General features: G+C 48.4%; 45 protein-coding genes. 39 read left to right on the top strand and 6 right to left on the bottom strand.

Features of this window, described 5'->3' with window-relative positions:
• The 33 genes from NC856_RS17865 to NC856_RS17035 all read left to right on the top strand — a co-directional run.
• Positions 1-68 (top strand): EF-Tu C-terminal domain-related protein (locus NC856_RS17865; protein ID WP_130634147.1); only part of this gene is annotated, 68 nt, incomplete at its 5' end.
• Between the two features lie 203 nt (positions 69-271).
• The gene (bfd, locus tag NC856_RS17190) at positions 272-466 is read left to right on the top strand and encodes a bacterioferritin-associated ferredoxin (RefSeq protein WP_113869016.1); all 195 of its coding nucleotides are present in this window, start codon (positions 272-274) and stop codon (positions 464-466) included.
• Between the two features lie 72 nt (positions 467-538).
• A complete protein-coding gene (gene bfr, locus NC856_RS17185) occupies positions 539-1,012 on the top strand; it encodes a bacterioferritin (RefSeq protein ID WP_264091650.1) in 474 nt (157 codons plus the stop codon).
• A 285-nt stretch (positions 1,013-1,297) separates the two neighbouring features.
• Positions 1,298-1,609 carry a 30S ribosomal protein S10 gene (gene rpsJ / locus NC856_RS17180; RefSeq protein WP_001181005.1) on the top strand — a complete coding sequence of 104 codons (312 nt, stop codon included), beginning with the start codon at positions 1,298-1,300 and terminating at the stop codon, positions 1,607-1,609.
• Positions 1,610-1,641: 32 nt separating this feature from the next.
• Positions 1,642-2,271, top strand: coding sequence for a 50S ribosomal protein L3 (gene rplC, locus NC856_RS17175; RefSeq protein WP_264091649.1), 630 nt, complete (start codon positions 1,642-1,644; stop codon positions 2,269-2,271).
• A 10-nt stretch (positions 2,272-2,281) separates the two neighbouring features.
• Positions 2,282-2,887: a 50S ribosomal protein L4 gene (gene rplD, locus NC856_RS17170; RefSeq protein WP_264091648.1), complete on the top strand. Its 606-nt coding sequence runs from the start codon at positions 2,282-2,284 to the stop codon at positions 2,885-2,887.
• Positions 2,884-3,186, top strand: coding sequence for a 50S ribosomal protein L23 (rplW, locus tag NC856_RS17165; RefSeq protein WP_009111205.1), 303 nt, complete (start codon positions 2,884-2,886; stop codon positions 3,184-3,186). The genes rplD and rplW overlap by 4 nt, the downstream gene beginning before the upstream one ends.
• A gap of 20 nt (positions 3,187-3,206) precedes the next feature.
• Entirely contained in the window at positions 3,207-4,028 is an 822-nt protein-coding gene (gene rplB, locus NC856_RS17160; RefSeq protein ID WP_264091647.1) for a 50S ribosomal protein L2, read from the top strand.
• A 16-nt stretch (positions 4,029-4,044) separates the two neighbouring features.
• Entirely contained in the window at positions 4,045-4,323 is a 279-nt protein-coding gene (gene rpsS / locus NC856_RS17155) for a 30S ribosomal protein S19 (RefSeq protein ID WP_004929772.1), read from the top strand.
• A gap of 14 nt (positions 4,324-4,337) precedes the next feature.
• Positions 4,338-4,670 (top strand): 50S ribosomal protein L22, encoded by a 333-nt coding sequence (gene rplV / locus NC856_RS17150; protein ID WP_012764045.1) that lies wholly within the window; start codon positions 4,338-4,340, stop codon positions 4,668-4,670.
• Between the two features lie 17 nt (positions 4,671-4,687).
• A complete protein-coding gene (gene rpsC, locus NC856_RS17145) occupies positions 4,688-5,389 on the top strand; it encodes a 30S ribosomal protein S3 (RefSeq protein WP_005970274.1) in 702 nt (233 codons plus the stop codon).
• A gap of 12 nt (positions 5,390-5,401) precedes the next feature.
• Positions 5,402-5,812, top strand: coding sequence for a 50S ribosomal protein L16 (gene rplP, locus NC856_RS17140; RefSeq protein ID WP_009111208.1), 411 nt, complete (start codon positions 5,402-5,404; stop codon positions 5,810-5,812).
• Positions 5,812-6,003 carry a 50S ribosomal protein L29 gene (rpmC, locus tag NC856_RS17135; RefSeq protein ID WP_026741346.1) on the top strand — a complete coding sequence of 64 codons (192 nt, stop codon included), beginning with the start codon at positions 5,812-5,814 and terminating at the stop codon, positions 6,001-6,003. Before rplP ends, rpmC begins: the two co-directional genes overlap by 1 nt.
• Positions 6,003-6,257, top strand: a complete 255-nt coding sequence (rpsQ, locus tag NC856_RS17130) for a 30S ribosomal protein S17 (protein ID WP_011095505.1) — start codon at positions 6,003-6,005, stop codon at positions 6,255-6,257. Before rpmC ends, rpsQ begins: the two co-directional genes overlap by 1 nt.
• A 168-nt stretch (positions 6,258-6,425) precedes the next feature.
• Entirely contained in the window at positions 6,426-6,797 is a 372-nt protein-coding gene (rplN, locus tag NC856_RS17125) for a 50S ribosomal protein L14 (RefSeq protein ID WP_000613954.1), read from the top strand.
• 10 nt (positions 6,798-6,807) lie between these two features.
• Complete coding sequence (rplX, locus tag NC856_RS17120) at positions 6,808-7,122, top strand: 50S ribosomal protein L24 (protein WP_038394047.1); 315 nt, start codon at positions 6,808-6,810, stop codon at positions 7,120-7,122.
• A 14-nt stretch (positions 7,123-7,136) separates the two neighbouring features.
• The gene (gene rplE, locus NC856_RS17115; RefSeq protein WP_005970265.1) at positions 7,137-7,676 is read left to right on the top strand and encodes a 50S ribosomal protein L5; all 540 of its coding nucleotides are present in this window, start codon (positions 7,137-7,139) and stop codon (positions 7,674-7,676) included.
• A 13-nt stretch (positions 7,677-7,689) separates the two neighbouring features.
• A complete protein-coding gene (gene rpsN, locus NC856_RS17110; protein WP_039308898.1) occupies positions 7,690-7,995 on the top strand; it encodes a 30S ribosomal protein S14 in 306 nt (101 codons plus the stop codon).
• Positions 7,996-8,028: 33 nt separating this feature from the next.
• Positions 8,029-8,421, top strand: a complete 393-nt coding sequence (gene rpsH, locus NC856_RS17105) for a 30S ribosomal protein S8 (protein WP_113869001.1) — start codon at positions 8,029-8,031, stop codon at positions 8,419-8,421.
• Positions 8,422-8,434: 13 nt separating this feature from the next.
• Positions 8,435-8,968 (top strand): 50S ribosomal protein L6, encoded by a 534-nt coding sequence (gene rplF, locus NC856_RS17100; protein WP_264091646.1) that lies wholly within the window; start codon positions 8,435-8,437, stop codon positions 8,966-8,968.
• 9 nt (positions 8,969-8,977) lie between these two features.
• Positions 8,978-9,331 (top strand): 50S ribosomal protein L18, encoded by a 354-nt coding sequence (rplR, locus tag NC856_RS17095; protein WP_264091645.1) that lies wholly within the window; start codon positions 8,978-8,980, stop codon positions 9,329-9,331.
• Positions 9,332-9,345: 14 nt separating this feature from the next.
• Positions 9,346-9,846 carry a 30S ribosomal protein S5 gene (gene rpsE / locus NC856_RS17090; protein WP_005970257.1) on the top strand — a complete coding sequence of 167 codons (501 nt, stop codon included), beginning with the start codon at positions 9,346-9,348 and terminating at the stop codon, positions 9,844-9,846.
• A 6-nt stretch (positions 9,847-9,852) separates the two neighbouring features.
• Positions 9,853-10,032: a 50S ribosomal protein L30 gene (gene rpmD / locus NC856_RS17085; RefSeq protein WP_004846568.1), complete on the top strand. Its 180-nt coding sequence runs from the start codon at positions 9,853-9,855 to the stop codon at positions 10,030-10,032.
• 3 nt (positions 10,033-10,035) lie between these two features.
• Positions 10,036-10,470 (top strand): 50S ribosomal protein L15, encoded by a 435-nt coding sequence (gene rplO / locus NC856_RS17080; protein WP_113868997.1) that lies wholly within the window; start codon positions 10,036-10,038, stop codon positions 10,468-10,470.
• A gap of 7 nt (positions 10,471-10,477) precedes the next feature.
• Positions 10,478-11,809 carry a preprotein translocase subunit SecY gene (gene secY / locus NC856_RS17075; RefSeq protein WP_137712304.1) on the top strand — a complete coding sequence of 444 codons (1,332 nt, stop codon included), beginning with the start codon at positions 10,478-10,480 and terminating at the stop codon, positions 11,807-11,809.
• A 33-nt stretch (positions 11,810-11,842) separates the two neighbouring features.
• Positions 11,843-11,959: a 50S ribosomal protein L36 gene (rpmJ, locus tag NC856_RS17070; protein ID WP_002227352.1), complete on the top strand. Its 117-nt coding sequence runs from the start codon at positions 11,843-11,845 to the stop codon at positions 11,957-11,959.
• A 146-nt stretch (positions 11,960-12,105) separates the two neighbouring features.
• Complete coding sequence (gene rpsM, locus NC856_RS17065) at positions 12,106-12,462, top strand: 30S ribosomal protein S13 (RefSeq protein WP_137712305.1); 357 nt, start codon at positions 12,106-12,108, stop codon at positions 12,460-12,462.
• A 16-nt stretch (positions 12,463-12,478) separates the two neighbouring features.
• On the top strand, positions 12,479-12,868 hold the full coding sequence (gene rpsK, locus NC856_RS17060; RefSeq protein ID WP_002919257.1) for a 30S ribosomal protein S11: 390 nt from the start codon (positions 12,479-12,481) through the stop codon (positions 12,866-12,868).
• A gap of 30 nt (positions 12,869-12,898) precedes the next feature.
• Positions 12,899-13,519 carry a 30S ribosomal protein S4 gene (rpsD, locus tag NC856_RS17055; protein WP_264091644.1) on the top strand — a complete coding sequence of 207 codons (621 nt, stop codon included), beginning with the start codon at positions 12,899-12,901 and terminating at the stop codon, positions 13,517-13,519.
• Positions 13,520-13,544: 25 nt separating this feature from the next.
• Positions 13,545-14,534 carry a DNA-directed RNA polymerase subunit alpha gene (locus NC856_RS17050; RefSeq protein WP_113868991.1) on the top strand — a complete coding sequence of 330 codons (990 nt, stop codon included), beginning with the start codon at positions 13,545-13,547 and terminating at the stop codon, positions 14,532-14,534.
• Positions 14,535-14,574: 40 nt separating this feature from the next.
• Positions 14,575-14,967, top strand: a complete 393-nt coding sequence (gene rplQ, locus NC856_RS17045; protein WP_109491463.1) for a 50S ribosomal protein L17 — start codon at positions 14,575-14,577, stop codon at positions 14,965-14,967.
• A gap of 96 nt (positions 14,968-15,063) precedes the next feature.
• Entirely contained in the window at positions 15,064-15,423 is a 360-nt protein-coding gene (locus tag NC856_RS17040) for a DnaJ family domain-containing protein (protein WP_264091642.1), read from the top strand.
• 101 nt (positions 15,424-15,524) lie between these two features.
• Positions 15,525-15,770, top strand: coding sequence for an alternative ribosome-rescue factor A (locus tag NC856_RS17035; RefSeq protein ID WP_264091641.1), 246 nt, complete (start codon positions 15,525-15,527; stop codon positions 15,768-15,770).
• A gap of 5 nt (positions 15,771-15,775) precedes the next feature.
• On the opposite strand, the gene mscL is transcribed toward NC856_RS17035, so the two are convergent.
• The 5 genes from mscL to def all read right to left on the bottom strand — a co-directional run bounded on the left by mscL (position 15,776) and on the right by def (position 20,551).
• Positions 15,776-16,192: a large-conductance mechanosensitive channel protein MscL gene (mscL, locus tag NC856_RS17030; RefSeq protein WP_264091639.1), complete on the bottom strand. Its 417-nt coding sequence runs from the start codon at positions 16,190-16,192 to the stop codon at positions 15,776-15,778.
• 94 nt (positions 16,193-16,286) lie between these two features.
• Positions 16,287-17,663 (bottom strand): Trk system potassium transporter TrkA, encoded by a 1,377-nt coding sequence (gene trkA / locus NC856_RS17025; RefSeq protein WP_264091638.1) that lies wholly within the window; start codon positions 17,661-17,663, stop codon positions 16,287-16,289.
• Between the two features lie 57 nt (positions 17,664-17,720).
• Entirely contained in the window at positions 17,721-19,010 is a 1,290-nt protein-coding gene (rsmB, locus tag NC856_RS17020; protein ID WP_264091637.1) for a 16S rRNA (cytosine(967)-C(5))-methyltransferase RsmB, read from the bottom strand.
• Positions 19,011-19,069: 59 nt separating this feature from the next.
• Positions 19,070-20,017, bottom strand: coding sequence for a methionyl-tRNA formyltransferase (gene fmt, locus NC856_RS17015; protein WP_264091636.1), 948 nt, complete (start codon positions 20,015-20,017; stop codon positions 19,070-19,072).
• Positions 20,018-20,041: 24 nt separating this feature from the next.
• Positions 20,042-20,551 (bottom strand): peptide deformylase, encoded by a 510-nt coding sequence (gene def, locus NC856_RS17010; protein ID WP_264091635.1) that lies wholly within the window; start codon positions 20,549-20,551, stop codon positions 20,042-20,044.
• A 129-nt stretch (positions 20,552-20,680) separates the two neighbouring features.
• Here def and dprA point away from each other — a divergent pair, with 129 nt between their 5' ends.
• From dprA to NC856_RS16980, 6 genes are read left to right on the top strand one after another with little or no spacing between them, the layout of a single operon-like run.
• Entirely contained in the window at positions 20,681-21,802 is a 1,122-nt protein-coding gene (gene dprA / locus NC856_RS17005; RefSeq protein ID WP_264091634.1) for a DNA-protecting protein DprA, read from the top strand.
• The gene (locus NC856_RS17000) at positions 21,774-22,247 is read left to right on the top strand and encodes a DUF494 family protein (protein WP_264091633.1); all 474 of its coding nucleotides are present in this window, start codon (positions 21,774-21,776) and stop codon (positions 22,245-22,247) included. The genes dprA and NC856_RS17000 overlap by 29 nt, the downstream gene beginning before the upstream one ends.
• Before the next feature lie 20 nt (positions 22,248-22,267).
• Positions 22,268-22,825 (top strand): DNA topoisomerase family protein, encoded by a 558-nt coding sequence (locus tag NC856_RS16995; RefSeq protein WP_264091632.1) that lies wholly within the window; start codon positions 22,268-22,270, stop codon positions 22,823-22,825.
• The gene (tsaC, locus tag NC856_RS16990) at positions 22,818-23,384 is read left to right on the top strand and encodes an L-threonylcarbamoyladenylate synthase type 1 TsaC (RefSeq protein WP_264091631.1); all 567 of its coding nucleotides are present in this window, start codon (positions 22,818-22,820) and stop codon (positions 23,382-23,384) included. Before NC856_RS16995 ends, tsaC begins: the two co-directional genes overlap by 8 nt.
• Positions 23,385-23,404: 20 nt before the next feature.
• On the top strand, positions 23,405-24,232 hold the full coding sequence (gene aroE / locus NC856_RS16985) for a shikimate dehydrogenase (protein ID WP_264091630.1): 828 nt from the start codon (positions 23,405-23,407) through the stop codon (positions 24,230-24,232).
• Positions 24,229-24,486 carry a DUF1488 family protein gene (locus NC856_RS16980; protein WP_264091629.1) on the top strand — a complete coding sequence of 86 codons (258 nt, stop codon included), beginning with the start codon at positions 24,229-24,231 and terminating at the stop codon, positions 24,484-24,486. The genes aroE and NC856_RS16980 overlap by 4 nt, the downstream gene beginning before the upstream one ends.
• Here NC856_RS16980 and NC856_RS16975 read toward each other — a convergent pair.
• Entirely contained in the window at positions 24,468-25,019 is a 552-nt protein-coding gene (locus NC856_RS16975) for a gamma carbonic anhydrase family protein (RefSeq protein ID WP_264091628.1), read from the bottom strand. The two genes, NC856_RS16980 and NC856_RS16975, sit on opposite strands and share 19 nt — an antisense overlap.
• Between the last annotated feature and the right edge of the window lie 300 nt (positions 25,020-25,319).

The raw sequence follows: 25,319 nt of genomic DNA, 5'->3' as shown, positions 1-25,319 counted from the left end.
TGCGTTTCGCCATCCGTGAAGGCGGCCGTACCGTTGGCGCGGGCGTTGTTGCTAAAGTTATCGCTTAATCGCGGATACACTTGAAGCATAAAAAGGCACTTCGGTGCCTTTTTATGTCGATAGTAGTAAATGTAAATTGAAATAAAAACCATTCCTATTTACAATGCATTCATTGGTTAAAAAATCGCTAGGAGCGATTTTAAGCGCCGCTTTCAGTGGTCCGAAAGGTAGCGTGAAGGATGTGCGCTATAAACTAATGAGTCATCCCCGTATGTATGTTTGCCTGTGCAACGCGATTTCTGACAAAGTCATCCGTAATGCTGTTCGTCAGCACCAGCCTCAATCAATGCAACAACTGCGCAAATTGGTTCCTATTGGGACGGATTGCGGTAAATGTATTCGTCAGGCGCGTGTTATCTTTGAGGAAGAACAGACGAAAATTCCTGATATGTATGAAGTAGCATAAAATGTAGGGGTGTTGCTTTGACTCTCTGCTTACCGGTTCTACACTTTAAGAACCGGAGCGGAGGAGCATGTCATGAAAGGCGATAATAAAGTCATTGCGCATTTAAATAAGTTGTTGGGCAACGAGTTGGTAGCTATCAACCAATATTTTCTTCATGCCCGCATGTTTAAAAACTGGGGACTGACCCGTCTTAATGATCACGAGTATCATGAGTCAATCGACGAAATGAAACACGCTGATCGTTATATCGAACGTATTCTGTTTCTTGAAGGTATCCCTAATCTGCAAGATTTGGGGAAGTTGAATATTGGAGAGGATGTAGACGAGATTTTTCGCTCCGATCTTCAGCTTGAACTAGATGGTGCGCGGGACTTGCGTGAAGCTATTGAGTACGCCGATTCAGTTCGGGATTATGTCAGCAGAGATTTGATGATTGAAATCCTGGTTGATGAGGAAGGACATATCGACTGGCTGGAGACTGAGTTGGATTTGATTTCCCGCCTCGGCATCCAGAACTATCTGCAGTCTCAACTTAAAGAAGCGTAGTTCCCATCACCCCAATTCCCCACGGTCGGACATATTTCATGCCGACCGGTATTTAAATCATTTTATTCCTTTTGTTGCTTCCTGGGCTAATTTGCGTATAATGCGCGAGCTTGCCAAAACTGAGGTAAGCCTGATTCGATTTGAGTCAGCGGGCTAAACTAATCAATTAGCCAAAACAATACTCCCGATATGGGGGTTATGTACTAACGATTACACTCCCCCATCAATCGAAATGGGTGTGAGTAGTAGTCATTTACGTTTATAAATAATTGGAGCTCTGGTCTCATGCAGAACCAAAGAATCCGTATCCGCCTGAAAGCGTTTGATCATCGTCTGATCGATCAATCAACTGCGGAAATCGTCGAGACTGCCAAGCGCACTGGTGCGCAAGTCCGTGGTCCGATCCCGCTGCCGACCCGCAAAGAGCGCTTTACCGTTCTGATTTCTCCGCACGTCAATAAAGATGCGCGCGATCAGTACGAGATTCGCACTCACAAGCGTCTGGTTGACATCGTTGAGCCAACTGAGAAAACCGTTGATGCTCTGATGCGTCTGGATCTGGCTGCCGGTGTAGACGTGCAGATCAGCCTGGGTTAATCAGGTCATTGAGCGATTGAGAGGTTGAAACAATGATTGGTTTAGTCGGTAAAAAAGTGGGCATGACCCGTATCTTCACTGAAGATGGCGTATCTATCCCTGTAACCGTTATCGAAATTGAAGCAAACCGCGTCACTCAGGTTAAAGACCTGGCTAACGACGGTTACCGCGCTGTACAGGTAACTACCGGTGCTAAAAAAGCAAACCGCGTTACCAAACCAGAAGCGGGCCATTTTGCTAAAGCTGGCGTTGAAGCTGGTCGCATCCTGCGTGAATTCCGTCTTGCAGAAGGCGAAGAGTTCTCTGTAGGTCAGAGCATTAGTGTTGAAATTTTCGCAGACGTTAAAAAAGTAGACGTTACTGGTACATCCAAAGGTAAAGGTTTTGCCGGCACAGTTAAACGCTGGAATTTCCGTACTCAGGATGCTACGCACGGTAACTCCTTGTCTCACCGCGTTCCGGGTTCTATCGGTCAGAACCAGACTCCGGGCAAAGTGTTCAAAGGCAAGAAAATGGCAGGCCAACTGGGTAACGAACGTGTCACCGTTCAGAGCCTGGATGTAGTGCGTGTTGACGCTGAGCGCAACCTGCTGCTGGTTAAGGGTGCTGTTCCGGGTGCAACTGGTAGCGACCTGATCGTTAAACCAGCTGTGAAGGCGTGAGGAGATAGCAATGGAATTAGTATTGAAAGACGCGCAAAGCGCGCTGACTGTTTCCGAAACTACCTTCGGTCGTGATTTCAACGAAGCGCTGGTACACCAGGTTGTTGTTGCTTACGCAGCAGGTGCCCGTCAAGGTACTCGCGCTCAGAAGACCCGTGCTGAAGTAACTGGTTCCGGTAAAAAACCTTGGCGTCAGAAAGGTACTGGCCGCGCGCGTTCAGGTTCTGTCAAGAGCCCGATCTGGCGTTCCGGTGGTGTGACCTTTGCTGCCAAGCCTCAGGACCACAGTCAGAAAGTTAACAAAAAGATGTACCGCGGCGCGCTGAAAAGCATCCTGTCCGAACTGGTACGTCAAGATCGTCTGATCGTCGTCGAGAAGTTCTCTGTCGAAGCGCCGAAAACCAAGCTGCTGGCACAGAAACTGAAAGACATGGCACTGGAAGACGTGTTGATCATCACCGGTGAACTGGATGAGAATCTGTTCCTGGCCGCTCGCAACCTGTACAAGGTTGATGTGCGTGATGCAGCAGCTATCGACCCAGTTAGCCTGATCGCCTTCGACAAAGTCGTCATGACTGCTGATGCTGTTAAGCAAGTTGAGGAGATGCTGGCATGATCCGTGAAGAACGTCTGCTGAAAGTATTGCGCGCGCCGCACGTTTCTGAAAAAGCGTCTACTGCGATGGAAAAGAACAACACCATCGTGCTCAAAGTTGCTAAAGACGCGACCAAAGCAGAAATCAAAGCCGCAGTGCAGAAACTGTTTGAAGTCGAAGTCAATGATGTTCGCACCCTGGTAGTTAAAGGAAAAGTGAAACGTCATGGACAGCGTATCGGTCGTCGTAGCGACTGGAAAAAAGCTTACGTCACCCTGAAAGAAGGCCAGAATCTGGACTTCATCGGCGGCGCAGAGTAAGTCGGAGGAGTAAAAGAACAATGGCAATTGTTAAATGTAAACCGACATCTCCGGGTCGTCGCCACGTTGTTAAAGTGGTTAACCCTGAGCTGCACAAGGGCAAGCCTTATGCCCCGTTGCTGGAAAAGAACAGCAAATCCGGTGGCCGTAACAACAATGGCCGCATCACTACCCGTCACATCGGTGGTGGTCATAAACAGCAATATCGTCTGGTTGACTTCAAACGCAATAAAGATGGTATTCCTGCTGTTGTTGAGCGTCTGGAGTATGATCCGAACCGTTCCGCGAACATCGCGCTGGTTCTGTACAAAGACGGCGAACGTCGTTACATCCTGGCGCCGAAAGGCCTGAAAGCAGGTGACCAGATTCAATCTGGCGTTGATGCTGCAATCAAACCCGGTAACACCTTGCCGATGCGTAACATTCCTGTCGGGTCAACGGTTCACAACGTAGAAATGAAACCAGGTAAAGGCGGCCAGTTGGCGCGTTCTGCCGGTACTTACGTTCAGATCGTTGCTCGTGAAGGCGCTTACGTTACCCTGCGTCTGCGTTCCGGCGAAATGCGTAAAGTCGAATCCGACTGCCGCGCGACGTTGGGCGAAGTCGGTAATGCGGAGCATATGCTGCGCGTTCTGGGTAAAGCAGGTGCTGCACGCTGGCGTGGTGTTCGTCCTACCGTTCGCGGTACGGCGATGAACCCGGTCGACCACCCGCACGGTGGTGGTGAAGGTCGTAACTTTGGTAAGCACCCGGTAAGTCCGTGGGGCATTCAGACCAAAGGTAAGAAGACCCGCAGCAACAAGCGTACTGATAAATTTATCGTGCGTCGCCGTACTAAATAATCTTAGAGGATAAACCATGCCACGTTCTCTCAAGAAAGGTCCTTTTATTGACCTGCACTTGCTGAAGAAGGTAGAGAAAGCGGTGGAAAGCGGTGACAAGAAGCCTTTGCGCACTTGGTCCCGTCGTTCAACGATCTTTCCAAACATGATCGGTTTGACCATCGCTGTCCATAATGGTCGTCAGCACGTTCCGGTGTTTGTTTCCGATGAAATGGTCGGTCACAAACTGGGTGAATTCGCGCCGACTCGTACTTATCGCGGCCATGCGGCCGATAAAAAGGCCAAGAAGCGCTAAGGTAGGAGGAAGAGATGGAAACTATCGCTAAACATCGCCACGCTCGTTCTTCTGCTCAAAAGGTTCGCCTGGTGGCTGACCTGATTCGCGGTAAGAAAGTGTCGCAAGCTCTGGATATTCTGACCTACACCAACAAGAAAGCTGCTGGTCTGGTTAAAAAAGTGCTGGAGTCTGCCATTGCTAACGCAGAGCACAACGATGGCGCTGACATTGATGATCTGAAAGTCGCGAAAATCTTCGTTGACGAAGGCCCAAGCATGAAGCGCATTATGCCGCGTGCTAAAGGTCGTGCGGATCGCATCCTGAAGCGTACCAGCCACATTACTGTGGTTGTGTCCGATCGCTGAGACTCTGGAGACTAGCAATGGGTCAGAAAGTACATCCTAATGGTATTCGACTGGGTATTGTCAAACCTTGGAACTCTACCTGGTATGCGAATACCAAAGAATTCGCTGACAACCTGGACAGCGACTTTAAAGTTCGTAAATACCTGACGAAGGAACTGGAAAAAGCTTCCGTTTCTCGTATCGTTATCGAACGTCCGGCTAAAAGCATTCGTGTGACTATTCACACTGCTCGTCCGGGTATCGTTATCGGTAAGAAAGGTGAAGATGTTGAAAAACTGCGCAAAGTCGTAGCGGATATCGCTGGCGTACCTGCACAGATCAATATCGCAGAAGTTCGTAAACCTGAACTGGACGCAAAACTGGTTGCTGACAGCATCACTTCTCAGCTGGAGCGTCGTGTGATGTTCCGTCGTGCTATGAAGCGTGCGGTACAGAACGCTATGCGTCTGGGCGCTAAAGGTATCAAAGTTGAAGTAAGCGGTCGTCTGGGCGGCGCTGAAATCGCGCGTACCGAATGGTATCGTGAAGGTCGTGTTCCGTTGCACACGCTGCGTGCGGATATCGACTACAACACCTCTGAAGCGCACACCACTTATGGTGTTATCGGTGTTAAAGTGTGGATCTTCAAAGGTGAGATCCTGGGTGGTATGGCTGCCGTTGAACAACCGGAAAAACCGGCTGCTCAACCTAAAAAGCAGCAGCGTAAAGGCCGCAAGTAAGGAGAGTCGCTGATGTTACAACCAAAGCGTACAAAATTCCGTAAGATGCATAAAGGCCGCAACCGCGGTCTGGCTGCTGGTACGGATGTTAGCTTCGGCACTTTCGGTCTGAAAGCTGTTGGCCGTGGTCGTCTGACTGCTCGTCAAATCGAAGCTGCACGTCGTGCCATGACCCGTGCTGTTAAGCGTCAAGGTAAGATCTGGATCCGTGTATTCCCGGACAAACCGATCACCGAAAAGCCGCTTGAAGTTCGTATGGGTAAAGGTAAAGGTAACGTAGAATATTGGGTTGCCTTGATTCAGCCAGGTAAAGTCCTGTACGAAATGGACGGTGTGCCGGAAGAGTTAGCCCGTGAGGCATTCCAACTGGCAGCAGCGAAACTGCCGATCAAAACCACCTTTGTAACTAAGACGGTGATGTAATGAAAGCAAAAGAGCTGCGTGAAAAAAGCGTTGAAGAGCTGAACACCGAGCTGCTCGAACTGCTGCGCGAACAATTCAATCTGCGTATGCAGGCGGCAAGTGGCCAGCTGCAACAAACTCACCTGTTGAAACAAGTGCGTCGTAATGTTGCACGTGTTAAGACTTTACTGACTGAGAAGGCGGGTGCGTAATGACCGATAAAATCCGTACTCTGCAAGGCCGCGTCGTTAGCGACAAAATGGAGAAGTCCATGGTTGTTGCCATCGAACGTTTCGTGAAACATCCGCTTTACGGTAAATTCATCAAACGGACGACAAAGCTGCACGTACATGACGAAAACAATGAATGTGGTATCGGTGACGTGGTTGAAATCCGCGAATGCCGTCCGCTGTCCAAAACCAAGTCTTGGACGCTTGTTCGCGTTGTAGAGAAAGCGATTCTGTAATACAGTAGCGCACTTCTCAATATGATAAACGGCTCAGTATTTGAGCCGTTTATTTTTTCTACCCATAACTTGGAAGCGGTGTTATAATGCTGCGCCCTTAATTATGGGGCATTTTAATGGCCTGTCATGGGTCCTAAATGTAGTAGTTGACATTAGCGGAGCACTAAAATGATCCAAGAACAGACTATGCTGAATGTGGCCGATAACTCCGGTGCACGTCGCGTAATGTGTATCAAGGTTCTAGGTGGCTCGCACCGTCGCTACGCAGGCGTCGGCGACATCATCAAAATTACCATCAAGGAAGCGATTCCTCGCGGTAAGGTGAAGAAAGGCGATGTGCTGAAAGCGGTAGTGGTGCGCACCAAGAAGGGTGTTCGTCGCCCGGACGGTTCTGTCATTCGCTTCGATGGTAATGCTTGCGTTATTTTAAACAATAATAGCGAACAGCCTATCGGTACGCGTATTTTTGGGCCGGTAACTCGTGAACTGCGTAATGAGAAGTTCATGAAAATTATCTCTCTGGCACCAGAAGTACTTTAAGGAGCGAATCATGGCAGCGAAAATCCGTCGTGATGACGAAGTTATCGTGCTGACCGGCAAAGATAAAGGTAAGCGCGGTAAAGTAAAAAATGTCCTGTCTTCCAGCAAGGTCATTGTTGAAGGTATCAATCTGGTTAAAAAACATCAGAAGCCGGTTCCGGCTCTGAATCAACCAGGTGGCATCGTTGAAAAAGAAGCGGCAATTCAGGTTTCTAACGTTGCAATCTTCAATGCGGCAACTGGTAAGGCTGACCGTGTAGGCTTTAGATTCGAAGACGGCAAAAAAGTCCGTTTCTTTAAATCTAATAGCGAAACTATCAAGTAATTTGGAGTAGTACGATGGCGAAACTGCATGATTACTACAAAGACGAAGTAGTTAAAAAACTCATGACTGAGTTTAACTACAATTCTGTCATGCAAGTCCCTCGGGTCGAGAAGATCACCCTGAATATGGGTGTTGGTGAAGCGATCGCTGACAAGAAACTGCTGGATAACGCAGCAGCTGATCTGGCAGCTATCTCCGGTCAAAAACCGTTGATCACCAAAGCACGCAAATCTGTTGCAGGCTTCAAAATCCGTCAGGGCTATCCGATCGGCTGTAAAGTAACTCTGCGTGGCGAACGCATGTGGGAGTTCCTTGAGCGTCTGATTTCCATTGCTGTACCGCGTATCCGTGACTTCCGTGGCCTGTCAGCCAAGTCATTCGATGGCCGTGGTAACTACAGCATGGGTGTGCGTGAGCAGATCATCTTCCCGGAAATCGACTATGACAAAGTCGATCGCGTTCGTGGTTTGGATATTACCATCACCACTACTGCGAAATCCGATGATGAAGGTCGTGCGCTGTTGGCCGCCTTTAACTTCCCATTCCGCAAGTAAGGTAGGGTTACTAATGGCTAAGCAATCCATGAAAGCACGTGAAGTTGTTCGCGTGAAACTGGCTGAAAAATACCGCGCTAAACGCGAGGAATTAAAAGCTATTATCTCTGGTGTGAACTCATCCGACGAAGAACGTTGGGATGCAGTTCTTAAGCTGCAGACTCTGCCGCGTGATTCCAGCCCGTCTCGTCAGCGTAACCGCTGCCGCCAAACTGGTCGTCCGCACGCTTTCCTGCGGAAGTTCGGGTTGAGCCGTATCAAGGTCCGTGAAGCCGCAATGCGCGGTGAAATCCCGGGTCTGAAAAAGGCTAGCTGGTAATTGTCACCAATTGAATCACGGGAGTAAAGACAGATGAGCATGCAAGATCCGATCGCGGATATGCTGACCCGTATCCGTAACGGTCAAGCCGCGAACAAAGTTGCGGTCACCATGCCTTCCTCCAAGCTGAAAGTGGCAATTGCCAACGTGCTGAAGGAAGAAGGTTACATTGAAGATTTTAAAATCGAAGGCGACGCCAAGCCAGTTCTGGAATTAGTACTGAAGTACTTCCAGGGCAAGGCAGTAGTAGAAAGCATTCAGCGAGTAAGCCGTCCAGGTCTGCGCATCTATAAAAGAAAAGATGAGCTGCCAAAAGTTATGGCCGGTTTAGGTATCGCGGTTGTTTCTACCTCTAAAGGTGTTATGACTGATCGTGCAGCTCGCCAGGCTGGTCTTGGTGGCGAGATTATCTGCTACGTAGCTTAATCGGGAGGAAAGAATGTCTCGTGTTGCAAAAGCACCCGTCGTCATTCCTGCCGGCGTAGAGGTAAAACTCAACGGTCAGGTTATTTCGATTAAGGGTAAAAACGGCGAGCTGAGTCGTAAGATCCATGACGCTGTTGAAGTTAAACAGGCTGACAACGTTCTGACTTTCGCCCCGCGCGAAGGTTTCGTTGACGGATGGGCCCAGGCTGGCACCACTCGCGCTCTGTTAAACGCAATGGTTGTCGGTGTTACCGAAGGCTTCACCAAGAAGCTGCAGCTGGTCGGTGTTGGTTATCGTGCTGCCGTAAAAGGCAACGTAGTGAACCTGTCTCTTGGGTTCTCTCATCCGGTTGACCACGCGCTGCCGGCAGGTATTACCGCAGAATGCCCAAGCCAAACTGAAATCGTGCTGAAAGGCGCTGATAAGCAGGTTATTGGTCAGGTCGCTGCGGAAATACGCGCCTACCGTCGTCCTGAGCCTTATAAAGGCAAGGGTGTCCGTTACGCCGACGAAGTCGTGCGTACCAAAGAGGCTAAGAAGAAGTAAGGTAACACTATGGATAAGAAAGCAGCTCGTATCCGTCGTGCGACCCGCGCACGCCGCAAGCTCCAGGAACTGGGTGCGACGCGTCTGGTGGTACATCGTACTCCACGCCATATTTATGCGCAGGTCATCGCACCGAACGGTTCTGAAGTCCTGGTAGCCGCTTCTACTGTAGAAAAAGCTATCGCTGAGCAACTGAAGTATACCGGTAACAAAGATGCAGCTATCGCAGTAGGTAAAGTTATTGCTGAACGCGCATTGGAAAAAGGGATTAAAGACGTATCCTTTGACCGTTCCGGTTTCCAATATCATGGTCGAGTCCAGGCACTGGCAGATGCTGCCCGTGAAGCTGGCCTTCAGTTCTAAGGTAGAGGTGTAAGATGGCTCACATCGAGAAACAAGCTGGCGAACTGCAGGAAAAGCTGATCGCGGTAAATCGCGTATCTAAAACCGTTAAAGGTGGCCGTATTTTCAGCTTCACCGCACTGACTGTAGTGGGTGATGGCAACGGTCGCGTTGGTTTTGGTTACGGTAAAGCACGCGAAGTTCCGGCAGCGATCCAGAAAGCGATGGAAAAAGCCCGTCGCAATATGATGAATGTCGCGCTGAACAACGGCACCCTGCAGCACCCGGTTAAAGGTGCTCACACGGGCTCTCGTGTGTTCATGCAGCCGGCTTCCGAAGGTACCGGTATTATCGCCGGTGGCGCAATGCGCGCCGTTCTGGAAGTCGCAGGGGTTCACAACGTATTGGCTAAGGCCTATGGTTCCACCAACCCGATTAACGTGGTTCGTGCAACGATTGATGGTCTGGCAAATATGAAGTCCCCGGAAATGGTCGCTGCCAAGCGTGGTAAATCCGTTGAAGAAATTCTGGGGTAATTAACCATGGCAAAGACTATTAAAATAACTCAAACCCGTAGTGCAATCGGTCGTTTGCCGAAACACAAGGCAACACTGCTTGGCCTGGGTCTGCGTCGTATTGGACATACTGTTGAACGTGAGGATACTCCTGCCGTTCGTGGTATGGTCAACGCGGTTTCCTATATGGTTAAAGTGGAGGAGTAACAGATGCGCTTGAATACTCTGTCTCCGGCCGAAGGTGCTAAACACGCACCGAAGCGTTTAGGTCGTGGTATTGGTTCTGGCCTGGGTAAAACTGGCGGTCGTGGTCACAAAGGTCAGAAGTCTCGTTCTGGCGGTGGCGTGCGTCGTGGTTTTGAAGGTGGTCAGATGCCTTTATACCGTCGTCTGCCGAAATTCGGTTTTACTTCTCGCAAAGCTATGGTGACAGCAGAGGTTCGTCTGTCCGATCTGGCTAAAGTAGAAGGCGACATCATTGATCTGAATACGCTGAAAGCCGCTAATGTTATTGGCATTCAGATTGAATTCGCGAAAGTGATTCTGTCTGGTGAAGTTGCTCGTCCGGTAACGATTCGTGGTCTGCGTGTCACTAAAGGTGCTCGTGCTGCTATCGAAACTGCTGGCGGTAAAATTGAGGAATAAGTAGCAGATGGCCAAACAACCAGGATTAGATTTTCAAAGTGCTAAAGGCGGAGTTGGTGAACTGAAGCGCAGACTATTGTTTGTTATCGGTGCGCTGATTGTTTTCCGTATTGGCTCTTTTATTCCAATTCCTGGTATTGATGCCACTGTGCTTGCCAAATTGCTTGAGCAACAGCGGGGTACCATCATTGAAATGTTTAATATGTTCTCTGGTGGTGCTCTGAGCCGTGCTTCTATCTTTGCATTGGGTATTATGCCGTATATTTCGGCTTCAATTATTATCCAACTGTTAACGGTGGTTCATCCAGCGTTGGCGGAAATAAAGAAAGAAGGGGAGGCTGGACGTCGCAAGATTAGCCAGTATACCCGTTACGGCACTCTGGTATTGGCAATATTTCAGTCAATCGGTATTGCTACCGGTTTGCCGAATATGCCTGGAATGCAGGGCTTGGTATTAAACCCAGGCTTTGCGTTCTATTTTACCGCTGTTGTGAGCCTGGTCACCGGGACAATGTTCCTGATGTGGTTAGGCGAACAGATTACAGAACGAGGTATCGGCAACGGTATTTCGATCATAATCTTCGCTGGTATTGTTGCGGGATTGCCGCCGGCCATTGGCCATACCATCGAGCAAGCGCGGCAAGGCGACCTGCACTTCCTCCTGTTGCTGTTGGTTGCAGTTTTAGTGTTTGCAGTAACCTTCTTCGTTGTTTTCATTGAGCGTGGTCAACGTCGTATCGTCGTCAACTATGCAAAACGTCAACAAGGTCGTCGTGTTTATGCAGCACAGAGTACGCATTTACCGCTGAAAGTGAATATGGCGGGGGTTATCCCGGCTATCTTCGCTTCCAGCATTATTCTGTTCCCAGCCACGATAGCATCCTGGTTTGGGGGCGGTACCGGTTGGAACTGGCTGACGACAATTTCGCTGTATTTGCAGCCCGGACAACCGCTTTATGTGTTACTCTATGCGTCTGCAATCATCTTCTTCTGTTTCTTCTACACTGCGTTGGTTTTCAATCCGCGTGAAACAGCAGATAACCTGAAGAAGTCCGGTGCATTCGTGCCAGGAATTCGTCCGGGAGAGCAAACGGCGAAATATATCGATAAAGTAATGACCCGTCTGACTTTGGTCGGTGCGATGTATATTACTTTCATCTGCCTGATCCCGGAGTTCATGCGTGATGCAATGAAAGTGCCTTTCTATTTCGGCGGCACGTCGTTATTGATCGTTGTTGTTGTCATCATGGACTTTATGGCTCAAGTGCAAACTCTAATGATGTCGAGTCAGTATGAGTCTGCATTGAAGAAAGCAAACCTGAAAGGCTATAACCGTTAATCGGGCGAGCTTGAGAAGTTACGGAGAGTAAAAATGAAAGTTCGTGCTTCCGTCAAGAAATTATGTCGTAACTGTAAGATTGTTAAGCGTAACGGTGTCGTTCGTGTGATCTGCAGTGCCGAACCGAAGCATAAGCAGCGTCAAGGCTGATTATCTCACATATTTTTCTTGCAAAGTTGGGTTGAGCTGGCTAGATTAGCCAGCCAATCTTTTGTATGTAACTGCAATGCTATTTGAGTATCCTGAAAACGGGCTTTTCAGAATGGTATTGCTGTATAAAATTGTAGGAGTGCATAGTGGCCCGTATAGCAGGCATTAACATTCCTGATCATAAACATACCGTTATCGCATTAACGGCGATCTACGGTATCGGTAAGACTCGTTCGCAGGCTATTTGTGCTGCTACGGGAATTGCTGAAGATGTTAAGATCAGTGAGCTGTCTGAAGAGCAAATCGATAAGCTGCGTGACGAAGTTGCCAAGTTTGTTGTCGAAGGCGACCTGCGTCGTGAAGTTACCCTGAGCATCAAGCGTCTTATGGACCTTGGTACTTATCGTGGTTTGCGTCATCGTCGTGGTCTGCCGGTTCGCGGTCAGCGTACCAAGACTAACGCCCGTACCCGTAAGGGTCCGCGCAAACCGATCAAGAAATAATCGGGGTGATTGAATAATGGCAAAGGCACCTATTCGTGCACGTAAGCGTGTAAGAAAGCAAGTCTCTGACGGTGTGGCTCATATCCATGCTTCTTTCAACAACACCATCGTTACCATTACTGATCGTCAGGGTAATGCGCTGGGTTGGGCAACTGCCGGTGGTTCCGGTTTCCGTGGTTCTCGTAAATCCACTCCGTTCGCCGCTCAGGTTGCAGCAGAGCGCTGTGCTGAAGCAGTGAAAGAGTACGGTATTAAGAACCTGGAAGTTATGGTTAAAGGACCTGGTCCGGGCCGTGAGTCTACTATCCGCGCATTGAACGCGGCTGGTTTCCGCATCACTAATATTACTGATGTGACTCCGATCCCTCATAACGGTTGTCGTCCGCCGAAAAAGCGCCGCGTATAACGCCGCTTTTAGGATTGTTGGAGAAAGAAAATGGCAAGATATTTGGGTCCTAAGCTCAAGCTGAGCCGTCGTGAAGGCACCGACCTGTTTCTGAAGTCTGGTGTTCGTGCGATCGATTCCAAGTGTAAGATTGAACAAGCTCCTGGTCAGCATGGTGCGCGTAAGCCGCGTCTGTCTGACTATGGTGTGCAGTTGCGTGAAAAGCAAAAAGTCCGCCGTCTCTACGGTGTGCTGGAACGCCAGTTCCGTAACTATTACAAAGAAGCAGCACGTCTGAAAGGCAACACTGGTGCGAACCTGTTGCAATTACTGGAAGGACGTCTGGATAACGTTGTTTATCGTATGGGTTTTGGCGCCACTCGTGCAGAAGCACGTCAGTTGGTCAGCCACAAAGCTGTTATGGTAAATGGTCGCGTTGTTAACATCGCTTCTTATCAGGTATCCCCGAATGACGTAGTCAGCATCCGTGAGAAAGCTAAAAAGCAATCTCGCGTTAAGGCCGCTCTGGAGCTGGCTGAACAGCGTGAAAAGCCAACTTGGCTGGAAGTTGATGCTGCCAAGATGGAAGGTGTGTTCAAACGTATTCCTGAACGTACCGATCTGTCTGCGGACATTAATGAACACCTGATCGTCGAGCTTTACTCCAAGTAAAGCTTAGTACCAAAGAGAGGACACAATGCAGGGTTCTGTGACAGAGTTTCTAAAACCGCGCCTGGTTGATATCGAGCAAGTGAGTTCGACGCACGCCAAGGTGACCCTTGAGCCGTTAGAGCGGGGCTTCGGCCATACTCTTGGCAACGCACTGCGCCGTATTCTGCTTTCATCAATGCCAGGTTGCGCGGTGACCGAGGTTGAGATTGATGGTGTACTGCATGAGTACAGCACCAAAGAAGGCGTACAGGAAGACATCCTGGAAATCCTGCTCAACCTGAAAGGGCTGGCGGTGAGAGTTCAAGGCAAAGATGAAGTTATTCTTACCCTGAATAAATCTGGCATTGGCCCTGTGACTGCAGCCGATATCATCCATGATGGTGATGTCGAAATCGTCAAGCCACAGCACTTGATCTGCCATCTGACTGATGAAAACGCCGCTATCAGCATGCGTATTAAAGTTCAGCGTGGTCGTGGTTATGTGCCGGCATCTGCCCGTATTCATACGGAAGAAGATGAGCGCCCGATTGGTCGCCTGTTAGTCGATGCTTGCTACAGCCCTGTAGAGCGTATTGCTTACAATGTTGAAGCGGCACGCGTAGAACAGCGTACTGACCTGGACAAGCTGGTCATCGAAATGGAAACCAATGGTACGATCGATCCTGAAGAGGCGATCCGCCGTGCGGCAACCATTCTGGCTGAACAACTTGAAGCTTTTGTTGACTTACGTGATGTCCGTCAGCCAGAAGTTAAAGAAGAAAAACCAGAATTCGATCCGATCCTGCTGCGCCCTGTTGACGATCTGGAATTGACTGTCCGCTCTGCTAACTGCCTTAAGGCAGAAGCTATCCACTACATCGGTGATCTGGTACAGCGTACTGAGGTTGAGCTACTTAAAACGCCCAACCTCGGTAAAAAATCTCTTACGGAGATTAAAGACGTACTGGCTTCCCGTGGCTTGTCTCTGGGCATGCGCCTGGAAAACTGGCCGCCGGCAAGCATTGCTGATGAGTAACCAGATCACAGGTTAAGGTTTTACTGAGAAGGATAAGGTCATGCGCCATCGTAAGAGTGGTCGTCAACTGAACCGTAACAGCAGCCATCGTCAGGCTATGTTCCGTAACATGGCTAGTTCTTTGGTTCGTCATGAGATTATCAAGACGACCCTGCCGAAAGCAAAAGAGCTGCGTCGTGTTGTTGAACCGCTGATTACTCTTGCCAAGACCGACAGCGTTGCTAATCGTCGTCTGGCATTCGCCCGTACTCGTGATAACGAGATCGTGGCAAAACTGTTTAATGAACTGGGCCCGCGTTTCGCGAGCCGTGCCGGTGGTTACACTCGTATTCTGAAGTGTGGTTTCCGTGCAGGCGATAATGCGCCGATGGCATACATCGAGCTCGTTGATCGTGCAGCTTCTCAGACAGAAGAAGTCGCTACTGCGGAGTAATCTGTAAGAGCGTAAAAAAACCGGGGAAACCCGGTTTTTTTATGTCTGAAATAAGCTAGCCTGTAAAGATAGAGCATACCGAATAGAGATTATGTGATGTGGTTGATCGATGAGATAGCGGAACGCCATATTGCTCATGCTCAGCAGGATGGCGTTTTTGATAACCTTCCAGGTTCGGGACGTCCGTTAATACTGGACGATGATAGCACTGTGCCGCAAGCGCTTAGAGTCGCTTATCGTTTGCTTAAAAATGCTGGATGCTTACCGGTTGAATTGCAAGAACGTAAGGAGGCATTGGCATTGGCTGATATGTTGCAAACTATTTCCAGGGAATCCCCCGATTATCAAGAGATATCTCAGCGTTTACGCCTGCTTGAATTGAGCTTGCGTCACAAGGGTATAAATACTGATTTTTTACATGGGGAGTACGCATCATCGCTGAAAGAAAAATTTTAAATGCTGTCTAATTATTATTCTGCCGAAATTGTTTTCACCTCCTTTTCTCCACTATACTCTCCACGCTTTATTTCTATCATCCCATGCTATGAGGAGTCATTATGACAACCTACCGTCATAAACGAGGAAAGATCCAGGATAATGCTATCGAAGCATTGCTGCATGACCCACTGTATTGCCAACGAATAGAGGTTAATGCGAAAGGCAAAGGTAGCTATCGTCGAAAAGAAAAATATGTAAAGAAGGGAAACTGGGAGGCCAGTAGTAAGAAATCAAATGATTATTTACTTCTGGCCTTTTTGTTTTCTGTTATGAAGACGCCGTTGTTATATCGTATTTTTGGATAATCGATTTACAGTTTAGGTTGCTGTTGGGTTTTTAACAGATCGCGAATTTCAGTTAATAATGTCTCTTCTGCACTTGGCTTAGGTGGGTCGGCTGGTGCATCTTCCTGTTTACGGCGCATTTTGTTCATCAGTTTAATTGCCATAAAAATAGCAAAAGCGACGATCACAAAATCAAAAATATTCTGGATAAAGACGCCGTAATGCATAATTACTGCGGGTACATCCCCTTGAGCATCACGTAGAACCAGGCTGAATTGTTTGAAATCAACGCCGCCGATCAGTAATCCCAAGGGTGGCATGATGATATCAGAGACCAGTGACGAAACAATTTTACCAAATGCGGCACCAATGATAACCCCAACAGCTAAGTCGACAACATTTCCCCGCATGGCGAATTCACGGAATTCTTTAATAATACTCATAACCACTCTCCTTGATAAAAAGACAAATTAATTTTAACAAATAGTTTTATATTTGCCATATCGCCTTATGATGTTTAAAGACTTATCTATTTTTTTACAAAAAGAACGGGCTAGGCTGGAATAATCGTTCCACATCTGGAACGAATTTTTTGTCTGTTAGAAACATAATGACATGATCGCCTTGCTCGATATGCGTATTATCATTCGCGATAATGACATCATCGCCGCGAACAATTGCGCCAATAGTTGTTCCGGGGGGAAGTTTTATATCCTCAATCATCCGACCAACAACTTTTGATGTACCCTCATCTCCATGTGCAATGGCTTCAATCGCTTCTGCCACGCCTCGGCGCAAAGAGGATACGCTGACAATATCCGCCTTACGTACATGGCTGAGTAAAGCCGAAATCGTTGCCTGCTGTGGTGATATGGCAACATCAATGACGCTTCCCTGAACTAAATCAACATAAGCCCGACGTTGGATAAGAACCATGACTTTCTTGGCACCCATTCGTTTCGCCAGCATTGCAGACATAATATTGGCTTCATCATCGTTGGTTATCGCGATGAAGACATCGATCTGTTCAATATGTTCTTCTGCCAGAAGTTCTTGGTCTGACGCATCACCATGAAAAACAACGGTGTTTTGCAATAGTTCGGCCAGTTCAGCGGCTCGCTCCGCATTTCGTTCTATCAGCTTGATGTTATAAATTTTTTCTAATCGCTGAGCTAAACCTGCGCCAACGTTTCCTCCCCCAACGATCATAATCCGTTTGTAGGGTTTCTCCAGTCGTTGTAATTCACTCATCACCGCCCGGATGTGTTGGGATGCCGCGACAAAGAAGACTTCGTCACCTGCTTCAATAACGGTAGAACCTTGAGGGCGGATAGGACGATCCTGACGGAAAATCGCGGCAACACGCGTCTCGACATGAGGGATATGTTCACGGATAGAGGACAGCGCGTTGCCTACCAACGGGCCGCCATAATAGGCATTTACCGCGGCAAGACTGACTTTGCCTTGGGCAAAATTCACAACCTGAAGCGCGCCAGGATATTCAATCAGCTTGTAAATATTATCGATGACCAATTGTTCAGGTGAAATTAAATGGTCAATAGGAACCGCTTCAGGCAGAAAGAGATGCTCGGCTTCACGGATATATTCAGCCGATCTAATCCGCGCAATACGGTTTGGCGTATTAAAAAGCGAATAGGCAATCTGACACGCAACCATGTTGGTTTCATCAGAATTAGTCACGGCGACCAGCATATCCGCATCTTCCGCCCCTGCTTCGCGCAATACGCGTGGATGGGAAGCGTGACCGGTGATTACCCGGAGATCAAATTTATCCTGTAGCTGACGTAAACGCACGGTATCGGTATCAACGACGGTGATATCGTTATTTTCACCCGCCAGATTTTCTGCCAGCGTACCGCCCACCTGACCAGCACCAAGAATAATAATCTTCATAGTTCATTCTGCCGTAGATTGATTGCCATAGAGCTTTAGACAATATTGGGTCCAATGTCAGTTTTTTACTAGCTTGGCATAGAAGAAACCATCGCCTTCATCGGCGCTGGGGAGTTTCTGTATGCCTGGGCTTGTTGGATTCCCCGTATCAATTAACTGTGCATTGGTATGGCGACGGAGGAAGGCGGCTATTTGCTGCTGGTTTTCTTCCGGCATAATTGAGCAGGTGGCATAGACCAATGTTCCACCTGTTTTCAGGTGAGGCCAGATAGCGTCAAGCATCTCTTTTTGCAGCATGGCGAGTTCGGCAATGTCATTATCGCGTCGTAGCCATTTTATATCTGGGTGACGACGAATAACGCCGGTCGCAGAACAGGGCGCATCCAGAAGGATGCGATCAAAGAGTTTATCGCCGCACCAGGTCGCAGGATAGCGCCCATCGCCTTGTTTTACCTCGGCATGTAATTGCAGGCGTTGTAAGTTTTCTCGCACCCGGCTTAATCTCGTTTCATCAAGATCAATGGCTAAAACCTGAGATTTGGGCGCGACTTCGAGGATATGGGTTGTTTTACCGCCTGGCGCCGCGCAGAGATCGAGGATCTGTTCACCATTTTGTGGCGCCAGCCAATAGACACATCCTTGTGCTGAGGCATCCTGTACCGTAATCCAACCCTGCGAAAACCCCGGCAGAAGATTAACCATACAGGGCGTAGACAGGCGGATGGCCTCCACATAGTCAGGGTGGGGGAAAGCTTCAATACCTTCCTGAGCCAATAAGGTGATATATGCATCACGAGTATGGTGCTGTCGATTGACTCGCAGCCACATGGGAGGACGCTGATTATTGGCGGCGATAATATCTTCCCACTGCGTCGGGTAGGCGTCTCTAATCCTTTTTAGCAACCAGCCGGGATGCAGGTAATTAGCAGTGTTATTTGCCGCGCGCTGAATTAACTCATCCTGCTGACGTTGAAACTGGCGCAGCACTCCATTGATTAGCCCCTTAAGCTGCGGACGTTTCATGGCGACGGCGCCTTCGACGGTTTCTGCCAGCACAGCATGTGGCGGAATTCTCGTGTATAGCAACTGATAAATACCGACCATAATAAGGTAATGAAGTGGTCGCTGTTTACCCGTCAGCGGTTTGGACATAAGTTGTTGAATACACCACTCTAATTGCGGCAGAACGCGTAATACGCCAAAGCATAGTTCCTGCAATAATGCGCGATCTTTATCGGTGATCTCCCGCTGATAAACAGGCAACAAGGTACTGAGTGACTGTCCGTGATCCAACACTTGTCCCACCACTTTAGCGGCAATACTGCGAAGGTTATATGAGCTTTTCATTTTTAGCGACTACGTGAGAGATAGAGCATACCGCCTAGCGTTGCTGGTATGAACATCGATTAGGCCAGAATATTGCCGGGGATAAACCACTCTCGGCGTGAATTTAGTAAATCCTGAGCTTTCATCACTTTTTTGCCTGCAGGCTGTAATTCGACGATATTTAAAATATCTTCGCGAGTGGCAACCTGAATGCCATTTTTGTCTGCTTGCAGGATAGTACCCGGCTGTGCATGGTGACAGGAGGAAATAATCTCGGCTTTCCACACTTTGATAGGTTGTTCGCCTATCAGGAAGTAACTTACCGGCCAGGGATTAAAGGCCCGAATGCAACGCTCAAGCTGCGCCGCGGAAAGCTGCCAGTCAAGACGAGCCTCTTCCTTACTGAGTTTTTCAGCATAGGTGGCAAAAGCGTCATCCTGTGTTTCTGCTGCGATACGGTTACTCGCAAGGCGCTCAAGCGTATCCAGAAGACCACGCGGACCTAGCTCAGCAAGCTTGTCGTATAGCGTGGCGCTGGTGTCATCTTGCAGGATCGGACACTCGATTTTGTGCAGCATGGCGCCGGTATCCAAACCGGCGTCCATCTGCATAATGGTAACGCCTGTGTTCTGATCGCCGGCCCAAAGTGCGCGTTGAATGGGGGCGGCGCCTCGCCAACGAGGTAGGAGCGAACCGTGTACGTTGATACAGCCAAGCCGCGGCATAGCTAACACGGCTGGTGGCAAAATCAAGCCATAAGCGACGACAACCATGACATCCGCATGTAGCGCTTCAACTAAATCCTGACTTTCCGAAGCACGCAAAGACTTGGGCTGATATACCGGCAGATTGTGTTGTTCAGCCACTATTTTTACCGGACTGGGCGTCAGCTTATTACCTCTTCCCGCCGGACGATCAGGCTGAGTGAAGACACCAACCAACTGATGCCGTGACGATAACAAGGCATCAAGATGGCGTGCCGCAAAATCAGGTGTTCCTGCGAAAATAATGCGTAAAGAGTTAGACACGGTGTTCCCTGTAAGGAAAAATTATTAAGCGCGGCTATTTTGCTTGGCCAGTTTTTCCAGCTTTTGACGAATTCTCTGGCGCTTCAGCGGGGAAAGATAATCAATGAATAGTTTCCCAACCAGATGATCCATTTCATGCTGGATACAAATAGCAAGCAGGCCCTCGGCTTCGAGTTCAAACGTATTTCCTTCCCGATCCAGCGCGCGCACTTTTACCCGCTCAGCGCGTGGAACCAGCGCTCTTGTTTCTGGAATCGACAAACAACCTTCTTCAATACCGGTATCGCCGCTCTGTTCAAGAAGTTCAGGGTTGATAAGAACCAGACGTTGGTCTCGCTCTTCTGAAACATCAATAACAATAATACGTTGATGAATATCCACTTGTGTGGCGGCCAAGCCAATGCCTTCTTCTTCATACATGGTATCAAACATATCATCGACGATACGCTGAATGTTTGCATTGACTTCTTTTACGGGCTGCGCCTTTATGCGAAGCCGCTCGTCTGGAAAGTGTAATACCTGCAAAACTGACATATATATTTAGATCTGTATTCGAGTAATGGGAGAGTCCTGGCATCTATTCTAGACATTTCCTGTCTTGATTGACAGCATCTGCATTTAATTGCGCGGTTAACCTGAACCCGGCGAAATAAAGGATGTTTCATGCTATCAACGGAAATCTGGCTGCGTTTAATGGGCGTGAGGCAGTTGAACGCGAAACGCGCCAGGCTCATTGCCGGAAAGCTTATTGACAGAGGGCGCGTGGATAGTAATACCTTGCGCGCTCTGGGGATGACGGAAATTCAGATTGAACAATTCCGACGTGTTGATGATCGTTTCCTGAAAACCACGCAGGCATGGTTGGAGCAAGCAGGTCATCACCTTGTCACTTGCGCTGATCAGCGATATCCGTATTTGCTGAGTAATATCAGTTCATCTCCTCTTTTACTGTTTGTGGATGGCAATCTGGATGTACTGATATCGCCACAAATCGCGATAGTCGGTAGCAGAGCAAGCACAAGGTATGGTGAGCAATGGGGGCGGTTTTTTGCTCAGGAGTTGGCAGTCAATGATCTGACGATCATTAGTGGCTTGGCTATCGGCATTGATGGCGTTGCGCATCAAGCGGCGCTTGATGCGGGAGGAAAAACGATTGCCGTATTGGGATCCGGGCTCGCCAATATTTATCCTCATCGCCACAAGCCACTCGCGATGCGCATCCTGGAAAATGGCGGTGCGTTGGTATCGGAATTTCCGCTTTCTTCACCTCCCAGGCCAACAAATTTTCCCAGAAGAAACCGTATTATAAGCGGACTGAGTTTGGGGACATTGGTGATTGAGGCATCGATTCGCAGCGGTTCTCTGGTTACCGCACGTTATGCATTAGAACAAGGTCGTGAAGTCTTTGCTTTGCCGGGGGCAATTGGTAATCCGATGGCAGAGGGTACGCATTGGCTGATTCAACAGGGGGCCAGCCTGGTCACTCACCCCAAAGATATTGTCGAACAACTAGGAAGTGAGCTTCACTGGCTCTCTTCTGGCAATGATCAAACTATTTCTGCTGTAGAAGAGGATGTTGAATTGCCATTTGCTGATGTGTTGGCTAACGTAGGAGATGAGGTTACACCTGTTGACGTTGTCGCTGAACGTGCCGGCCAACCTGTGCCAGAAGTAGTGCATCAACTATTGGAACTGGAGTTAGCAGGATGGATCGCAGCAGTACCCGGCGGCTATGTCCGATTAAGGAGGGCAGGCCATGTTCGACGTACTCATGTACTTGTTTGAGACTTACATTCACAATGAAACCGAAATGCGTGTCGATCAGGATACGTTGACTGATGACCTCACTCGCGCTGGATTTGACCGTAACGATATTTATAGCGCGCTGGATTGGCTGGAAAAACTGGCTGATATACAGGAAGGTCAGAACACGCCGCTTAATTTGGCGCATGATCCGCTGGCTATGCGCATCTATACGCAGGATGAGGCGTTGCGTTTTGATACCGAGTGTCGCGGATTTTTGTTATTTCTTGAACAGATCCAGGTGCTGAGTCTTGAAACGCGTGAAATGGTGATTGAGCGAGTAATGGCGCTGGAAACTCAAGAGTTTGATCTTGAGGATCTGAAGTGGGTTATTCTCATGGTGCTTTTCAATGTACCTGGCTGTGAAAACGCTTATCAGCAAATGGAAGAGTTATTATTTGAGGTGAATGACGGTTATGTGCAATAGCCTGGAGTGCAAGAGAACGGATGGCTAAGACCGGATTGTTTACCGATAAGAAACAAGATATCTGTCCTGAGTGTGGGTCTGTATTGGTTATTCGTACAGGCCGACACGGGCCTTTTCTTGGTTGCTCCGGTTATCCAGAGTGTGAGTTTATTCGTCCGTTGAAAACTCAGGCTGACGGTCATATTGTCAAAGTACTGGACGGGCAGATTTGCCCGCAATGCCAGTCTACATTAGTGTTGCGACAGGGGCGCTATGGCATGTTCATCGGGTGTGGCAATTATCCTGAGTGTAATCATACCGAAGTAATCGATAGGCCTGATGAAACGGCGATCAGTTGTCCGCAATGTCACACAGGCGCTTTGCTACAGCGTAAATCCCGTTATGGGAAAGTGTTTCACTCTTGTGAGCGCTACCCTGATTGCCAGTTCACGTTAAACTATAAGCCTGTTGCTGGTGAGTGTGTTTATTGCCATTACCCGCTGCTGATGGAAAAGAAAACCGCACAGGGCGTCAGACTTTTTTGTGCCAGTAAATTATGTGGAAAGCCGATAAAGGCTGAAGTTGTTAACGATGAATGATGTTTCTGATGATCTGATTCCTTTACTGACGGAGTTACAGAATGGAAAGGTAATCGCCTATCCTACTGAGGCCGTCTTTGGCCTGGGGTGTGATCCTGATAGTGAAATTGCCGTCAAACGTTTGTTGGCACTAAAACAACGTCCATGGCAGAAGGGGGTGATTCTTATTGCTGCCGATTATCAGCAACTGACACCCTATATTGATGACAGCATGTTATCTGGAGAACAAAGGCAGGATATGTTCTCAGGTTGGCCAGGCCCTATTACCTGGGTGATCCCAGCGAAAGCAACTACACCGAAATGGCTTACCGGACAATTTACATCCCTTGCCGTCCGGGTCAGCGCACATCCTGTAGTAAGACAATTGTGCCTGAGTTATGGCAAACCCTTGGTTTCAACCAGCGCTAATTTGAGTGGATTACCGCCTTGTCGTACTGAAGAGGAGGTTTACCAGCAGTTCGGTGAGAAATTTCTTGTCGTTCACGGGAAAGTCGGCGGTAGAACAAATCCTTCAGAGATAAGAGATATTTTAACCGGTGAGCTGCTGCGTCAGGGTTAATCTAATGATTGGAGAATAGGGTGTCTGAGATAAAGTCTTTTGCTGTTTTTGGTAATCCAATCGCTCACAGTAAATCGCCACGTATACACGAGTTGTTTGCTGCTCAGGCTGGCATTAATCTTTCTTACCAACGTGTGTTGGCTCCGGTGGACAGCTTTGAAACGGTTCTTCGTCACTATTTTCTCGGCGGGGCTTGTGGCGCAAACATAACCGCGCCATTTAAAGAGCGTGCCTTTGTAGAAGCGGATGAACTTAGCGAATGTGCATCACTTGCCGGTGCGGTTAATACGTTAAAGAAGCTGAACGACGGTCGTTTATTGGGCGATAATACGGATGGTATTGGCTTATTAAGCGACTTACAGCGGTTGAAGTTCATTAATCCGCAAGATCATATCTTACTGATTGGCGCGGGTGGCGCGGCGCGTGGTGTTATACAGCCATTGTTGTCCTATGGCTGTTCGGTTGTGGTGACTAACCGTACTTTTTCAAAGGCGGACGCATTGGCGCAGATCTTCAGTTCGATTGGCAAGATTGAGGCCGCAACCTTTGATGCGTTGCCAGGGCGATCATTCAATCTGGTGATCAATGCAACATCATCGGGCATGTATGATAGCGTGCCTGATTTACCTTCAAACTTAATATCCCCAGAAACTCGCTGTTATGACATGTTCTACTTACCTGAACTCACGCCGTTTTTAGCATGGTGTGTAACGAAGGGGGCCAGTAACTATGCCGATGGCTTGGGCATGTTGGTTGGACAAGCTGCGTATGCTTTCAAATTGTGGCATGGCGTGATGCCAGACGTTAATCCGGTCATTCAGGCGCTTAAGCAGGAGTTGTCGCAATGAATCAGGCTATCCAATTTCCAGATCGTGAAAGTTGGGACGAAGCATTGCGGGCAATCCGTTTCCCGGTTCTGGTAAATGGATTTCAGCAGGAATGCTTAATTGGCATAGAATCGCTCCGGCGGCATTATGGTAACGTCAGTCCTGAACAGTTTTTGTGTCTGTTCAGGGAGAATCGCTGGGACTTTGAAGATATGTTTGAAAAAATGGTTTTTAATCAAGAGTATGACGAACGGGGCTACTTTTCTCTATCTTGAGCAAGATACTCATTTTTCCAGCGAACGTAGTTATTTGAAGAGTAGATGAGCCCTTCAATTTCTTCCTGAGTCAGCAGCCTGATTTTTTTAGCAGGGCTACCCAAGTATAAATAGCCGCTTTCTAAACGTTTGCCGGGGGAAACGAGGCTACCAGCACCAATCATGACGTCATCTTCAATAATGGCGCCATCAAGAATTATCGATCCCATCCCGACTAAGACTCGGTTACCAATTCTGCAACCGTGTAGCATTGCTTTATGCCCAATCGTCACATCTTCTCCGATGATTAGTGGATTACCTTCTGGGTTTTTCTCTGAAGTATGGGTGATATGTAATACCGATCCGTCCTGAATGTTGCTTCTTGCGCCAATACTTATCTGATTCACATCGCCACGAATTACCACAAGTGGCCATATACTGACATCATCACCCAACGTCACTTTACCAATGACGACACTTGAACGATCTATCATGACATTTTCGCCAACAACAGGAAGTGTATCTTTATAACGGCGAAGTAATTCAGATCCCATCAACAACCCCTTAGTTACTGTTATCGTCATTTTTTCTGGTAGATAAAATACCAGTGGATGCGCTGTATCTGTCCCCTGAAAATAGCCCTGATCGAGTAAGATCTCAACGAAAGGGCTGAAAAACGCGCGAACGGAAAAAAAGATCGAAAAAGTGGTTGTGTAACGAAATGGGATCCCTATAATGCGCCTCCATCGACACGGCGCTGTGAACTAAATCACAACGAAGCGGCGAAAAAAGAAGAGATGCTGAAATAGGCATTGACTCTGAAAGAGGAAAGCGTAATATACGCCACCTCGCGT

Origin of the sequence: Brenneria izbisi (assembly GCF_025840185.1) — a bacterium.
Classification (GTDB): domain Bacteria; phylum Pseudomonadota; class Gammaproteobacteria; order Enterobacterales; family Enterobacteriaceae; genus Brenneria; species Brenneria izbisi.
Note: the sequence above shows the minus strand (reverse complement) of the source record. Positions and strands in the feature narration are given on the sequence as shown.